This is a genomic window from Corallococcus llansteffanensis (assembly GCF_003612055.1).
Classification (GTDB): Bacteria; Myxococcota; Myxococcia; order Myxococcales; family Myxococcaceae; genus Corallococcus; species Corallococcus llansteffanensis.
The window spans coordinates 1-14,512 of sequence record NZ_RAWB01000234.1; the positions used below are offsets into that span (position 1 = coordinate 1).

At 70.2% G+C, this 14,512-nt stretch carries 11 protein-coding genes; 5 read left to right on the forward strand and 6 right to left on the reverse strand.

All coding sequences use genetic code 11. The features are described from left to right. Positions 1-8 precede the first annotated feature (8 nt). Positions 9-2,720, forward strand: coding sequence for a bifunctional acetate--CoA ligase family protein/GNAT family N-acetyltransferase (locus D7V93_RS21665; RefSeq protein WP_120645235.1), 2,712 nt, complete (start codon positions 9-11; stop codon positions 2,718-2,720). Between the two features lie 30 nt (positions 2,721-2,750). Here the strand turns inward: D7V93_RS21665 and D7V93_RS21670 are convergent, their stop codons facing one another. The 4 genes from D7V93_RS21670 to D7V93_RS21685 form a co-directional block, all read right to left on the reverse strand. Further along, complete coding sequence (locus tag D7V93_RS21670) at positions 2,751-3,566, reverse strand: hypothetical protein (protein ID WP_244237425.1); 816 nt, start codon at positions 3,564-3,566, stop codon at positions 2,751-2,753. 15 nt (positions 3,567-3,581) lie between these two features. After that, entirely contained in the window at positions 3,582-4,382 is an 801-nt protein-coding gene (locus D7V93_RS21675; protein WP_147451267.1) for a hypothetical protein, read from the reverse strand. An 83-nt stretch (positions 4,383-4,465) separates the two neighbouring features. Next, positions 4,466-6,154, reverse strand: coding sequence for a serine/threonine protein kinase (locus D7V93_RS21680; RefSeq protein ID WP_120645229.1), 1,689 nt, complete (start codon positions 6,152-6,154; stop codon positions 4,466-4,468). Positions 6,155-6,302: 148 nt separating this feature from the next. Continuing rightward, positions 6,303-6,923 (reverse strand): DUF4142 domain-containing protein, encoded by a 621-nt coding sequence (locus tag D7V93_RS21685; RefSeq protein ID WP_120645230.1) that lies wholly within the window; start codon positions 6,921-6,923, stop codon positions 6,303-6,305. Positions 6,924-7,087: 164 nt separating this feature from the next. Here D7V93_RS21685 and D7V93_RS21690 point away from each other — a divergent pair, with 164 nt between their 5' ends. Further along, positions 7,088-9,649 carry a DEAD/DEAH box helicase gene (locus D7V93_RS21690; protein ID WP_120645231.1) on the forward strand — a complete coding sequence of 854 codons (2,562 nt, stop codon included), beginning with the start codon at positions 7,088-7,090 and terminating at the stop codon, positions 9,647-9,649. A 19-nt stretch (positions 9,650-9,668) separates the two neighbouring features. Here D7V93_RS21690 and D7V93_RS21695 read toward each other — a convergent pair whose 3' ends face one another. After that, positions 9,669-9,953, reverse strand: coding sequence for a LysR family transcriptional regulator (locus tag D7V93_RS21695; protein ID WP_120645232.1), 285 nt, complete (start codon positions 9,951-9,953; stop codon positions 9,669-9,671). A gap of 99 nt (positions 9,954-10,052) precedes the next feature. Between D7V93_RS21695 and map the strand changes: the two genes are divergently transcribed. The 3 genes from map (at position 10,053) to D7V93_RS21710 (ending at position 13,596) form a co-directional block, all read left to right on the forward strand. Beyond that, positions 10,053-10,811 (forward strand): type I methionyl aminopeptidase, encoded by a 759-nt coding sequence (gene map, locus D7V93_RS21700; RefSeq protein WP_120645233.1) that lies wholly within the window; start codon positions 10,053-10,055, stop codon positions 10,809-10,811. Between the two features lie 85 nt (positions 10,812-10,896). Continuing rightward, positions 10,897-11,913 carry an endolytic transglycosylase MltG gene (gene mltG, locus D7V93_RS21705; protein ID WP_120645237.1) on the forward strand — a complete coding sequence of 339 codons (1,017 nt, stop codon included), beginning with the start codon at positions 10,897-10,899 and terminating at the stop codon, positions 11,911-11,913. Positions 11,914-11,922: 9 nt separating this feature from the next. Then, entirely contained in the window at positions 11,923-13,596 is a 1,674-nt protein-coding gene (locus tag D7V93_RS21710; protein WP_120645234.1) for a sensor histidine kinase, read from the forward strand. 3 nt (positions 13,597-13,599) lie between these two features. Here D7V93_RS21710 and D7V93_RS21715 read toward each other — a convergent pair. Beyond that, the coding region (locus tag D7V93_RS21715; protein ID WP_244237426.1) for a hypothetical protein at positions 13,600-14,512 on the reverse strand (913 nt) is incomplete at its 5' end.

Genomic DNA, 14,512 nt, shown 5'->3' on the forward strand with positions numbered 1-14,512 from the left:
CCCTCGACCTGCTCCACCAGCGCACGCGCCAGCCGCTGGAGGTCCTCTTCTCGCCCCGCAGCGTCGCGGTGGTGGGAGCGAGCGAGCGTCCCGGCAGCGTGGGGCGCACGGTGCTCTGGAACCTCATCAGCAGCCCGTTCGGCGGCACCGTCTATCCCATCAACCCACGGCGCCCCAACGTGCTGGGCATCAAGGCGTGGCCTTCCCTGCGCGCCCTGCCCGAGGCCGTGGACCTGGCCGTCATCGTCACGCCCGCGTCCTCCGTGCCGGACCTCATCCGCGAGTGCGCGGAGGTCGGCGTGAAGGGCGCCATCATCATCTCCGCGGGCTTCAAGGAGACCGGCCCCGAGGGCGTGAAGCTGGAGCAGGAGGTGCTGCGCATCGCCCAGGCCGCGAACCTGCGCATCATCGGGCCCAACTGCCTGGGCGTGATGCGGCCCACGGGCGGCTTCAACGCGACGTTCGCCCGGGGCATGGCCCGGCCCGGCAACGTGGCCTTCATCAGCCAGTCCGGCGCGCTGCTCACCTCCATCCTGGACTGGAGCCTGCGAGAGTCCGTGGGCTTCAGCGCCTTCGTGTCCGTGGGCTCCATGCTGGACGTGGGGTGGGGCGACCTCATCGACTACCTCGCCGATGATCCGATGACGCGCTCCATCCTGCTGTACATGGAGTCCATCGGCGACGCGCGCGCCTTCCTGTCCGCCGCGCGTGAAGTCGCCCTCACCAAGCCCATCATCGTCATCAAGGCGGGCCGCACCGCGCAGGCCGCGCAGGCCGCCGCGTCGCACACCGGCACGCTCGCCGGCAGCGACGAGGTGCTGAGCGCCGCGTTCCGCCGCGCGGGCGTGCTGCGCGTGGACTCCATCGAGGATCTCTTCCACATGGCGGAGGTGCTCGCGCGCCAGCCCCGGCCCTCCGGCCGCAGGCTCACGCTGCTCACCAACGCGGGCGGCCCCGCCGTGCTCGCCACCGACGCGCTCGTCGCCGGAGGCGGGGAGCTGGCCGTGCTGTCGGACGCCACCCGCGCGCAGCTGGACGCCTTCCTGCCGCCGCCGTGGAGCCATGGCAACCCGGTGGACATCCTGGGAGACGCGGACGCGGAGCGCTACGCGAAGACGCTGGAGTTGACGGGCGCGGATCCGAACAGCGACGGCCTGCTCGTCATCCTCACCCCGCAGGACATGACCGAGCCCACCCAGACGGCCGACCGCCTCAAGGCCTACGCGAAAATGCCCGGCAAGCCCGTGCTCGCGAGTTGGATGGGCGGCTCCGAGGTGGCCGCGGGCGAGCGCATCCTCAACGACGCGGGCATCCCGACCTTCGGCTACCCGGACACCGCGGCCCGCGTCTTCAACTACATGTGGCGCTACGCGGACAACATCGCGGGCCTGTACGAGACGCCCACCCTGGCCGAGGAGCCCACCGGCGGCGGCCGCGACGTGGCGCGCGCCCTGGTGGACGAGGCCCGCGCCCAGGGCCGCACCCTCCTGTCCGAATACGAATCCAAGCGCCTGCTGGCCGCCTACGGCATCCCCACCGTGGAGACGTGGCTCGCCGCCTCCGAGGACGAAGCGGTGGAGAAGGCCCGCACGCTGGGCTTCCCCGTGGTGCTCAAGCTGCACTCGCTCACGGTGACGCACAAGACGGACGTGGGCGGCGTGCGCCTGGACCTGCGCGACGAGGACTCCGTGCGCGCCGGCTTCCGCGCCATCCGCGACGGGCTCATCGAGCGGGAACTGTGGGACGCGTTCGACGGCGTCACCGTGCAGCCCATGGTGAAGCTGGACGGCTACGAGCTCATCCTGGGCAGCAGCCAGGACGCGCAGTTCGGGCCGGTGCTGCTCTTCGGCGCGGGCGGCACGCTGGTGGAGGTGTTCCAGGACCGGGCCCTGGGCCTGCCGCCCCTCAACACCACGCTGGCGCGGCGGATGATGGAGCGCACGCGCATCCACCATGCGCTCAAGGGCGTGCGCGGCCAGCCCCCGGTGGACCTGGGCGCGCTGGAGCGACTGATGGTGCGCTTCAGCCAGTTGGTGGTGGAGCAGCCCTTCATCCGCGAGCTGGACATCAACCCGCTGCGCGTCTCCGCCGACCGGCTCATCGCCCTGGATGCCCGCGTGGTGCTGCACCCGCCGGACGTCACCGCCGCGTCGCTGCCCAGGCTCGCCATCGAACCGTACCCGCAGCAGTACGTGCAGGACTTCACGCTGAAGAACGGCGAGTCCGTCACGCTGCGGCCCATCCGCCCGGAGGACGAGCCCGCCATGGGGCGCTTCCACCAGGCGTTGTCCGAACAGACGGTGTTCCTGCGCTACGCGGGCCTGATGAAGCTGAGCCAGCGCGTGGCCCACGAGCGGCTGGCGCGCATCTGCTTCAACGACTACGCGCGGGAGCTGGCGCTCGTCGCCGAGCGGCGCGCACCGGACGGGAAGGGCGGGGGCGAAATCCTGGCGGTGGGCCGGCTCACGCGCCTGAGGGGCACGAAGGACGCGGAGTTCGCCATCACCGTCAGCGACACCGTGCAGCGCCAGGGCCTGGGCGAGGAGCTGCTGCGGCGGCTGGTGGAGATTGGCCAGGACTGGGGCCTCGAGCGCATCGTCGCGGACATCCTCACGCGCAACCGCGGCATGCAGACCGTCAGCCGTAAGCAGGGCTTCAGCATCCTCGAGAACGAGGAGCTGGCCCCGGACATGGTCAAGGCCGTGAAGGTGCTCGGCTGACCGTGCCCGGGGCTTGAAGCCCCTACGGCACTACACGTCGTCGCAGGGCGTGCCCAGCCGCGCGCCCGTGTAGACGCCCAGCTCGTTGTAGATGAAGGGCAGGTTCTCCCCCACGGGCACCGCGCGCAGCTTCTGGCGCTTGCTCTTCACCACCCAGAAGGACGGCTCCTCGCGGTCCACCACGAGGCGCAGGTCACCGCCCTGGGTGGAGAAGATCTCTCCCTGCGAGTCGGTGACGACGTTGAGCATCTTCTGCTGCTTCACCTGGCCGCGCTGGCCCGTGAAGATGCGGAAGCTCTTGTTGTCCGGGCCGATGCCGCGCTCCACCAGGTAGTACGTGCCCTTGTCGTCCCGCAGGAGCGCGTAGGGCTGGAACTTCATGGGGCTGGGCGCGAAGGTGGACTTACGCACGAGCTCCTTCACCTTGTCCGCCACCAGGGTCTGCTGGGGCAGGCTGCGGTCGCCGCAGCTGAGCGTGCACGTCTTCCCGTCCTCGCTGAGCACCAGGCGCGAGATCACCCGGTAGTCCACGCCGCGGAAGTTGTCGTTGGCCTTGGGGTTGAAGAAGCGGGGCTCGAAGAAGTCCGCCTGCGTCTCGCTGTAGGTGCTGACGGCCGGCACCTCCACGAACGCCTTGCCGTCCCCGTAGAAGAGCTGGCCGTCCGTCTCCGGGCTGTTGGGGACGATGACGGTGTAGTGGCCCTTGCCGTCCGTGCACACCCGGGTGGACTCCAGCACCATGCGGTCGCGCAGGCGCTTCTCCTGACCCCAGGGCGGATCCAGCGCGAGCGCGGCTTGCGGGGCGAGGACGAACCCCAGGGCGATGACCATGTGTCGAAGGAACATGTGTTGGGCTCCGGCCTAGAGGTTTTCGGTGAAGAAGGTGGTGGTGGCTTCGGGCTGGAGCGTCTCGCCCGACTTCACGGACCAGATGACCTTCTGCGCTTCCAGCTTCAGCGCGGGCGCGGCTTCCACCCGGCACTCCACCGTCTGGATCTTCTGCTGGACGGTTCGCTTCGCCTCTTCGGAGCGGCTGCACAGCTTCTGCAGCGACTCCAGCGGGCCCGCGCAGTAGCTGGGGATGGACAGCTCGTTGAGGACCGGATCCGGGATGGAGTCCCAGGCGATGGTCGCCAACAGCTTCGTGCCGCACGCGGTGTTCGCCTCGGCCACGGTGGCGCCCAATTCCTTCTCCGCCTGGGCCACCCAGAACTTCCGATCAAACGGGAGGAAGGGCTTCAGGTCGCCGTCGGCCTCCGCGTCCTGGTAGCGCTCGAACACCTTCTCCACCTTCAGCGCCGCGGTGCGGCCCGTGTCCGGCTTCAGGTGCGTGTAGCCCGAGGCGCCCGCGGGGCTGAGGATGAGGTCCTCGTAGCCGCCCCGGTCATGCACGGTGACGAAGCGCTGCGTGCGGCCGCGCCACTTCGTCCAGTAGCCGGTGCCCCGGTCCTGATCGACGCTGGCGACGACGACCTTGCCGTCCAGCTCGCTCTTCGTGCCGTTGAACTCGAGCAGCGCCTTCTTCGCGTCCGCAGGCTCCAGCGGGATGATGGTCACCTGCTCGCCGGCCTCGTTGGAATACACCTTGCCCGTCAGGGGCTTGGTGCCCGCCACGGCGCTGTCGAGCCGCACGCCCCGGGAACACCCCAGGGACAAGGCCACGACGCTCACTGCCAGTAGAACTCTCACAGGGACTCCTTGAATGGGGGGCGCGCGCGTTCCCCCTTCGCGCGCCCGGGGCGACCTCAGAGGTCGATATCGTACTGCCGACAATATTGTCGGACCCTGGGACGCTCCGTTGCCGGCACCCGGGTCCATTGGGCCCGCGCATTCGCCAGGTCGTGCTGCTGGCAGTACACGCGGGTGAGGAGCGCGAACGACGCGCCGGTGATCTGCGTGCGCTGGCTGCGCCGGATGTGACGCAGCGCTTCCGACGCGTTCTGCGCGTCCAGCGACCGCTGCGCCGCCGCCAGGTCCTCGCGGACGCTGTCGGGCAGCTTCTCGAGGGACGTGGAGGTGCCCGGGAGCCGCGCCGGCTTCCGGCCGGTGATCCCGACGCTGGGAGGCTTCTCGGTTGGCGTCGGGTTCTTTTCGACAAGTTCGGCGTCGGAATCAACTGGCTGCGTGGAGGACTCGGGGGGCTTCTTCTGCTCCACGGGCGGCTTCACGGCCACGACGGCCGGAGGCGTGACGGCCACCGGGGGCTGGGGCGCGGGCACCGGGGTCGCGACCACCACGCCCGGAGCCGCGGGGGGGAGCGTCCCCGCGCCGCGCCAGAAGAAGGCGGTGGTGAAGGCCGCGATGATCACGAAGCCCACGGCCACGCCCACCAGCCACTTCGGCCTCGAGCGAGGCAGGGGCTGCGCGGGCAGCGACTCCGTCCGGGGCCCCGCGGAGGAGGCGGGCCCCTCCTGGAGGGCGTGGGGGCGCATGCCCACGGTGGGGACGTGCTCCTGCGAGGGCCCTGGCGTGGGCACCGGTTCAACGTGCGCGGGCGCGACGGTGGGCACGCGCGCGGGCTTCGGCTCCGCGAGCGTCTGCAGCGGGCTGCCCGTCAGGTCCAGGATGAACGCGCCCACGTCCGGGTAGCGGTCCCCGGGGCGCTTGGCCATCGCGCGGGAGATGGCCGTCGCCACGCGCGGAGGCGTGCCCGGCGCCAGCGACAGCAGGGGCTCCGGCTCGACGTGGACGATTTGATAGATGAGCTCCGCGACGTTGTCGCCGGAGTAGGGCGGCCGGCCAGCGAGCATCTCGTAGATCATGCAGCCGAACGAGAAGAGGTCCGTCCGCGAGTCCACGTCGCTGTTGTGGCCCATGGCCTGCTCGGGCGCCATGTACTGCGGCGTCCCCATCAGCACCGAGTCCAGCGTCTGCACCGTGCGCGAGTCGATGAGCTTGGAGATGCCGAAGTCGAGCAGCTTCACGCGCTCGCCCACCACGCCGCCGGCCTCCGTGGGGACCAGGAACACGTTGCCCGGCTTCAGGTCGCGGTGCACCACGCCCGCGCGGTGCGCCGCCTGGAGCGCCGCGCCCATCTGCCGGGAGATGGCGAAGACGTCCTCCAGCGGCAGCTGCTTCTGCCGCCGCAGCCGCCGCGACAGGCTCTCCCCGCGCAGGTACTCCATCACCATGAAGGGCGTGCCGTCCTCCAGGGTGTCGAAGTCCAGCACCTCCACGATGTTGGGGTGCCCCAGCCGCGAGGCGATCTCCGCCTCGCGCCGGAAGCGCACCGCCACCTCCTTCGACAGCGACTCCGCCCCGTGCAGCACCTTGATGGCGACCTGCTTGCCCGGCAGCCGCAGGTGGCGGGCGAGGAAGACCGCCCCCATTCCGCCCTTGCCCAGCACGGCGCCAATCTCGTACGTGGCGCGCAGGATGCGCCCCGTGGTCAACGGTTCGGACTGCGCGGAGGTGGGCTCGGTCGGCTTTTGCATCGGCGGTTCTTTTTCCTACTAAACCGGGCCGACATGATTGGAAAGCACCTGGGGCGCTTCCTCCCCTCCAGGTTGGAGAAGCGGATCCGGACTCCCAGGTTCTGAGAGTCCGAGCCCCCTTTTCCCGGGTTGCGCGCGAGCCGCGTCGCTACGGCGCGGTCGGAGCCAGGAGCCGCGTCTGGATCTCCTCGGCCTCCTGCACGTGCAGCTGCACCTGCTGCCGCTCGGCCTGGACCTCCTGCGTCAGGGCCGGCAGCGTGACCTGGGGACCCAGGAGGCTGTCGCCGACGAAGGCGACGCGGGCGTGCGCGTTGAGCTGCGCGCTCATCAGGGCCAGGTCGAACGCGGCCCCCTCGGGCGCCTGGGGCCCCTGCAGGATGGTCAGCATCTGCTGCACCTCCGTCTGCAATTGCAGGCTGAGGGGACTGTCCTCGGGCGTGATGCCCTGGGCCTGCAGCAGCGCATCCAGCCGCTGCTTCGCGGCGGTGTGCTCGGTCACCATCTGGGCGTTGAAGTCGCGGGTGGCGGTGTCGGTGGCCAGGGGCCCGCCAAACTGCCCGAGCAGCACCTCGCCCTCGTTCGCGACCTGCAACACGCGGGCAATCTGGGCGTCCGTGAGCGTGGGCGCAGGGCCCGCATCGACGGTCCCGTCCGTGATCGGCGTGCCCTCTGGCTCGATGATGACGCTCTCATTGCTGCACCCGGGCGCCACGGCCACAGCCATCCCGCCCGCCAACACCATCCCCACCATGAACCGTGCGATCCGCATGTCCGTCTCCCCCTTGAATTGACGCGGGGGGAGGATGGGGAGCGGCCCTGGACGTGACCACCCAGCCCTTCAGGCATTGCCGCTGTGGGCCAGGGCACAGGCCGCCCGTCAACCGAGCGCGATTTTTCCCGGGGACCGGGCGCCAACCCCTAGAGTCGCCCTTGATGAGTGCTCAAGCCGACGCCCGCGCCCCGCTCGCCGCCCTGCTGCCGAAGCCTGGCGAGCCCCCCCTCGACGCCGATGAGATCCTCAACCGCTTCGTGGGCTACGTGGCCACCAACGGGCTGAGCCTGTACTCGGCCCAGGAGGAGGCCATCCTGGAGCTCTTGAGCAACAAGCACCTGTTCCTCAAGACGCCCACCGGCTCCGGCAAGTCGCTGGTCGCGATGGCGCTGCACTTCAAGGCCATGGCCGAGGGCAAGGTGTCGTTCTACACGTGCCCCATCAAGGCGCTGGTGAACGAGAAGTTCTTCCAGCTCTCCAAGGCCTTCGGCCCGGAGAACGTGGGCATGCTCACGGGCGACGCGAGCATCAACCGCGAGGCGCCCATCCTCTGCTGCACGGCGGAGATCCTCGCCAACCTCGCGCTGCGTGATGCCTCCGCGCGCGTGGACGCGGTGGTGATGGACGAGTTCCACTACTACTCCGACAAGGAGCGCGGCACGGCCTGGCAGATTCCGCTGCTGGCCCTGCCCCAGACGCAGTTCCTCCTGATGTCCGCCACGCTGGGCGACACGCACGTCATCGAGCAGAGCCTGGAGCAGCTCACCGGCCGCGAGGTGGCCACGGTGCGAAGCTCCGAGCGCCCGGTGCCGCTCGACTTCGACTACCGCGAGGTGCCGCTGCACGAGACCATCCAGGACCTCATCGCGCGCGGGAAGTACCCCGTCTACCTGGTGAACTTCACGCAGCGGGCCGCGGCCGAGCAGGCGCAAAATCTGATGTCCGTGGACTTCAACACCAAGGAGGAGAAGGAGGAGCTGCGGCAGGCCCTGATGGACGCGCCCTTCGACACGCCCTACGGCAAGGACTTCCAGCGCTTCCTGCGCCACGGAATCGGGATGCACCACGCGGGCCTGCTGCCCAAGTACCGGCTGCTGGTGGAGAAGCTGGCGCAGCAGGGCCTGCTCAAGGTCATCAGCGGCACGGACACGCTGGGCGTGGGCGTGAACATCCCCATCCGCACGGTGCTCTTCACGCAGCTGTTCAAGTTCAACGGCGAGAAGCTGACGACGCTGAGCGTGCGCGACTTCAAGCAGATCTCCGGCCGCGCGGGCCGCAAGGGCTTCGACACCGAGGGCAGCGTGGTGGCGCAGGCGCCCGAGTACGTCGTGGAGAACATCAAGCAGGCGGCGAAGGAGGCCGCCGGCAAGAAGAAGACGCCCAAGGCGAAGCCGCCGCAGAAGGGCTTCGTGCAGTACGACAAGAGCACCTTCGACCGGCTCCAGAACGGCATGCCGGAGCCCCTGGAGTCGCGCTTCGAGGTGAGCCACGGCCTGCTGCTCAACCTGCTGCAGAGCGACAAGACGGAGGGCAGCGGCGGCTACAAGCGGCTGGTGCAGCTGGTGCGCCGCTCGCACAGCTCCGACTACACCAAGAAGCGGCTCCTGAAGGACGCGGCGATGTACTTCCGCACGCTGAAGGAGGCGGGCATCGTCCAGGTGGTGCAGTGGGAGGGCCGCTCCGCGACGGTGGAGGTGGCGGGCGAGCTGCAACGCGACTTCAGCCTCAACCACACGCTGTCGCTGTACCTGCATGAGACGCTGGAGCTGTTGGACCCCGCGCTGGAGACGTACGCGCTGGACGTCGTCACGCTGGTGGAGTCCATCCTGGAGAACCCGGACGTGGTGCTGTACGCGCAGCTGCACCAGCTCAAGGGCGAGAAGATCCAGGAGATGAAGGCGCAGGGCATCGAATACGACGACCGGATGGAGGAGCTGGAGAAGCTGGAGTGGCACAAGCCCAACCGCGAGTTCATCTACGGGACGTTCAACGCCTTCGCGCGCAAGCACCCGTGGGTGGGCGAGGAGAACATCCGGCCCAAGTCCATCGTGCGCGACATGTTCGAGCGCTTCATGTCCTTCCACGACTACGTGCGCGAGTACGGCCTGCAGCGCAGCGAGGGCGTGCTCTTGCGCTACGTGGGGGACGTCTACAAGTCGCTCGCGCAGACGGTGCCGGAGAAGTTCCGCAACGAGGAGGTGGACGACATCATCGACCACCTGCGCGCGACGCTCCGGCAGGTGGACTCCAGCCTCCTGGACGAGTGGGAGCGCATGAAGAACCCGGACGCGCCGCTCGAGGCGAAGCCGGTGGTGGACCTGAAGCCCAAGGAACTCACCGAGGACCCCAAGGCCTTCGCCGCGCGTGTGCGCGAGGAGCTGCACCGGCTGTTGCGCGCGCTGGGCCAGCGCCGCTATCTGGACGCGCTGGGCATGCTGGACAACGCGCTGGGCGAGTGGACCGCGCCGAAGCTGGAGCAGGCGATGGCGCCGTACTTCGAGGAGCACAAGCTGGTGGTGCTCACGCCCCAGGCGCGCAAGCCGGCCAACACCCAGCTCAAGGAGTCCGGCACCCGCCAGTGGGAGGCCCAGCAGCGCATCATGGACCCGGAGGGCCACGGGGACTGGGTCATCGACTGTGAGATTGACTTGCGTGGCCGCCGCATGGACGACGGCCCCATCCTGATGCTGCGCCGCATTGGCGGCATGAGCGCGTGGACCTGAGCGGCTGAAGTCCCGCGGGTCAGCGCGGAGGCGGCCTGGGGTCCCGGGCCGCCGCGCGCACGGTGAGTGCCGCCGCGTCCACCTCCGCGAGGATGCGGCGCGCGTGGTGGAGCAGGGCCTCGCCGGTGGGCAGCAGGCGCATGCCCCGGGGGATGCGCTCGAAGAGGGGCGTGCCCAGCTCGTCCTCCAGCGCGAGGATGTGACGGCTGAGCGGCGGCTGGGTGAGGTGGAGTCGGCGCGCGGCCCGGCCCACGTGGCCCTCTTCGGCCACCGCGAGGAAGGACTGGAGGTGCGTGATGCTCACGCCCCCAGGTTAGCGCGAGGCGGGGGCCGGGTGCACGCGGCCGGACGATGCCAGAACAGCATTGGACGTTCGAACGGGGCCGCAGGCACCTTGGCAGCCATGGGCATTCCTCTCTTCAAGGGCACCGAGGTTGAACGGCTGAGGCTCGCGGGCCGCGCGGCGGCGGGGACGCTGGCGCACGTCGCCGCGAAGCTCCAGCCGGGCGTGGCGACGGCGGACATCGACGCGTGGGTTCGCGAGGACACGGCGCGCCGGGGCGGCACCCCCAGCCAGCTGGGCTACAAGGGGTTTCCCGCCACGGTGTGCACCAGCCGCAACCACGTGGTGTGCCATGGCATCCCGCGCCCGGACGAACGCCTGGCGCCCGGTGACATCGTCAACGTGGATGTGACGACGTGCCTGGACGGCTTCCACGGTGACACGTCCGCCACGTTCTTCATTGGCGAGGCGTCCTCCGACGCGAAGCACGTCGTGGACGTGGCGCGGCGGTGCCGGGACGCGGGCGTGGCGGTGGTGCGGCACGGCGCGCGGCTGGGGGACATTGGCGCGGCGGTGATGGCGCTGGCGAAGGCGGAGGGGTGCAGCGTGGTGGAAGAGTTCGGCGGCCACGGCATCGGCCGGCAGATGCATGGCCCGCCGCACGTGCCCCATGTCGCAAAGGCGGGGACGGGCATCACGCTGCGCTCGGGCATGGTGCTCACCATCGAGCCCATGGTGAACCTGGGGCGCCCGGAAATCCGGATCCTCCCGGATGGGTGGACCGTGGTGACGGCGGACGGCAGCCTGTCCGCCCAGTTCGAGCACACCGTGCTCGTCACCCGCGACGGCTGCGAGGTGCTCACCCCTGGCGGGTGTTGAGAAGGGGGCGCTTGCGTCTGGCTGCCCGGTCGCGTGCCGGGAGGTTCTCGTTGGCAGCGTCGGGGCCGGTGGTAGTTTGCCGACCATGAAGAAGATCCTGGTCGCGCTCCTCGTGCTCATCGTCCTGGCGGTCGCGGGCGTGGGCGGGGCGTTCTGGTACATGCAGAAGGCCGTCACGACGCCGCACGCTTCGGAAGACCCCGCCCCGAAGGAGTTCATCGTGAAGAAGGGCGCGTCCGCGCGCTCCCTGGGGCAGCAGCTCCAGGCCCAGGGCTTCCTGGACGACGCCCGTGTCTGGCGCTTCCACCTGTGGCGCCGCGGCAACCTCAACGTGAAGGCAGGCCGCTTCCTGCTGAGCCCGACGGCATCGGTGGAGCAGCTGGCCACCGCGCTGGAGGGGCAGCCGCTGCCGGAGGACGTGCCCTTCGCGATGATTGAAGGCTGGCGCCTGCGCGACACCGACCAGGTGCTCGCCGCCCAGGGGCTGATCAAACCGGGCGAGTACATCGCCGCGGCCAGCCGCTCGGAGCGCTTCACGGCGCCGTTCCCGCTGCCCGTCCGCGGCCTGGAGGGCTACCTGTACCCGGAGACGTACGGCATCGTCGCGGAGGGCTTCCGCGTGGAGGCGTTCATCCAGCGGCAGATCGACACCTTCCGCGCGCGCTTCTACGACGCGCACGCGGCGGAGATCGCGAAGAGCGGCCGGACGCTGCATGACATCGTCATCATGGCGTCCATGCTGGAGCGCGAGGAGCCCGTGCCCGCGCAGCGCCCGCTCGTGGCGGGCATCCTCTGGAAGCGCGTGGACAAGGGCTTCCCCCTGGGCGTGGACGCGACGAGCCGCTACGAGCTCGCCGAGTGGAACGACCGCAAGGCGTTCCTCAAGCGGCTGCGCGACAACCAGGATCCGTGGAACTCGCGCACCCGCGCGGGGCTGCCGCCCGGGCCCATTGGCGCGCCGACGGTGGACTCGCTCCTCGCCGCGCTGCGCCCGGTGAAGAGTGACTTCTGGTACTACCTGCATGACGCGCAGAAGACACTGCACCCTTCTCGCAACGCACAGGAACACGAAGCGCTCCGGGCCAAGTACAACGTGTACTGAGCCCACGCGATGACGTCCTCCCTTCCTGATCCCAGCTTCTCCCACCCCACGCCGTCCTCCAGCATGGAGGCCGCGCTCCGGCAGGAGCTGGAACGGCTCCGCCTGCTGCTTTCGACGGCGGCGCAGGTCGTCTGGTCCATCCCCGCGCGCGACGACGCGGACCCCGTCTCGCCGTCGTGGCGGGCCTTCACCGGGCAGACGGTGGAGCAGATGCGCAACGATGGCTGGCTCGAGGTCCTGCATCCGGACGACCGGGCCGGGGCGCGGGTGGCATGGGAGCGCGCCACCGCGACCGCCATGCGCTTCGAAGCCCGCTACCGGCTGCGCCGCACCGATGGCACGTATGTATGGATGCTCGCGCGGGGGGCGCCGGTGCTGGCTCCGAACGGCGACGTGCGCGAGTGGGTGGGCACCTGCATCGACATCCACGCTCAGTGCCTGGGTGAGGAGCGGGCCGCGTTCCTCGCGCGGGCCGGAGAGCTGTTCTCGTCGTCGCTGGACGCCTCCGCGACGCTGGCCTCGCTCGCGAACCTGTCGGTGTCGGCGCTCGCGGACTGGTGCATCGTGGACCTGCTGCACCCGGGCGGCCACTTCCAGCGGGTCCAGGTGGTGACGGCGGATTCGTCCCAGGCCTCGCTCGTGAGCACCGTGCGGGATTTGAATCCCGTGCCCCGTGAGCGGCCCGTGTACCCGCCCTCGGTGGCGCTGGCGACGGGCCAGTCGACCGTGGTGCCGGAGGTCTCGGACGCGCTGATGCAGGCGGTGGCGCAGGACGCGCGCCACCTGGAGGTGATGCGCATGCTGGGCATCCGGTCGTTGATCACCGCGCCGCTGCTGGCCCGGGGCAACATCCTGGGCGCGCTGACGTTTCTCACCACCACCTCCGACCGCCGCTATGGCGACGACGACCTGAAGTTCGCCCAGGAGTTGGCGAACCTGGCGGCGCTGGCGGTGGACAACGCGCGGCTGCTCCAGGACGCGCGTGAAGCCGTGCGCCTGCGCGACGAGTTCCTGTCCGTCGCGAGCCACGAGCTGAAGACGCCGTTGACGCCGCTGAGCCTGAAGCTCCAGGCGCTCTCGCGCGCGGTGAAGGCGCACCCTGACTCGCCGCTCGTGCCGGCCATCGAGGCCCATGTGGAGACGGGGCACCGGCAGGTCCGCAGGCTCACGGAGCTGATGAACGACCTGCTGGACGTGTCCCGCATCAGCGCCGGCACCTTCAGCCTGCAGCGGGAGGCCGTGGACCTCGCGGCCGTGGTGCGCGAGGTGTGCGAGCAGTTCGCGCCGCGCTTCGCGCTGGAGCACTGCGCCTTCACGGTGGAGACGCCAGACGCGGTGCACGGTACGTTCGACCGCACGCGGCTGGCGCAGGTGATGGATCACCTCCTGGACAACGCGCTCAAGTACGGCGCCGGCACGCCGGTGTCCGTGCGGCTCACGGTGGACGGCGCCGTGGCGCGGCTGCGGGTGCAGGACGGAGGCATCGGCATCGCGCCGGAGCAGCGGCCCCGCATCTTCGAGCGCTACGGGCGCGCGGTGTCCGAGCGCCACTACGGCGGCCTGGGCCTGGGGCTCTACCTCACGCGCACCATCGTGGAGGCCGAGGGCGGGCGCGTGTCCCTGGAGAGCCGCCTGGGTGAGGGCGCGATGTTCGAAGTGGTGCTGCCGCTCACGCGCCCCTGAGCGCTAGGGGCCGCCCCCATGGGGAGGCTCCGGCGCCTTCTGGAACATCCTGGCGAGGATGCGCTCCGCCGCGTCCGCGAGCAGATCCCTCGCCATGCGCGTCTCCTCCCCGAAGATGCCGCTGGACGTGCGCGCGTCCAGCACGTGCGTTGCGAGAAGGGCGAAGGCCGCGGACTCGTCGAAGGTCGCCTCGGACGACAGGACGCGCTTGCCCGGAGACTGCTCCTCCTCGTGGAAGCGGCCTTCCCAGGTATCGCCCAGGGCGACGGAGAAGTACTGCGCCGCCACGTTGCCGGGCCGCGACATGTGCGAGGCGGCGACCACTGCCCGGAGTTGCTCGCGCTCGGTGGGGGACATCTGTTGTTTCCACGCCTCGACGGCGGCGTGCATGGTGTCGATCTGATCCCTCGCCGCGTCCTCGGCGTTCTTCAGCAGGTCCGGCACCTGGGCGTGGATGAACGCGGCGAGCTCCTCGTGCGCCACGCGGTTCGCGGCCAGGACGTTGTCCACGAGCGCCAGCGATGCATCCAGCATGCGGTGCTGCCGGGCGAGGGCGTCAGCGGGAAGCCCCCGGGTGGCGAAGCTTCCGGAGGCAGCGGTGATGAGGCCTCGCAGGGTGGTGAGGCGCACGCGGGTGTCGTCGTCGAGGGCGTCCTTCTGGCCCGCGAGCAGCACGTAGAGCGCGAGGGGGACGTGGGTGACGACCTTGTACTCGTGGTAGCGCCGCGTGCGGGAGGGGGCCTCGAAGCGCTGGCCGCCCTTGCGCAGGATGAGCACGTCATCGATCTGCGCGATGACCGGGCCCATGCGCGACAGCGTGGCGTCGCGGCGCGCGGCGTAGGCGTCGCGGAACGCCTGGTTGAGCACGGAGAGCGGATCCGTGGGCTCCAGCGCCACGGTGCGCGCGACCTCGGAC

Excerpts from the sequence above, each read along its gene's own strand:
- D7V93_RS21680 (WP_120645229.1), bottom strand. The coding sequence starts at position 6,154 with ATGCAAAAGCCGACCGAGCCCACCTCCGCGCAGTCCGAACCGTTGACC.
- mltG (WP_120645237.1), top strand. The coding sequence starts at position 10,897 with ATGAAGAAGATCCTGGTCGCGCTCCTCGTGCTCATCGTCCTGGCGGTC.
- D7V93_RS21710 (WP_120645234.1), top strand. The coding sequence starts at position 11,923 with ATGACGTCCTCCCTTCCTGATCCCAGCTTCTCCCACCCCACGCCGTCC.
- D7V93_RS21685 (WP_120645230.1), bottom strand. The coding sequence starts at position 6,923 with ATGCGGATCGCACGGTTCATGGTGGGGATGGTGTTGGCGGGCGGGATG.
- map (WP_120645233.1), top strand. The coding sequence starts at position 10,053 with ATGGGCATTCCTCTCTTCAAGGGCACCGAGGTTGAACGGCTGAGGCTC.
- D7V93_RS21690 (WP_120645231.1), top strand. The coding sequence starts at position 7,088 with ATGAGTGCTCAAGCCGACGCCCGCGCCCCGCTCGCCGCCCTGCTGCCG.
- D7V93_RS21670 (WP_244237425.1), bottom strand. The coding sequence starts at position 3,566 with ATGTTCCTTCGACACATGGTCATCGCCCTGGGGTTCGTCCTCGCCCCG.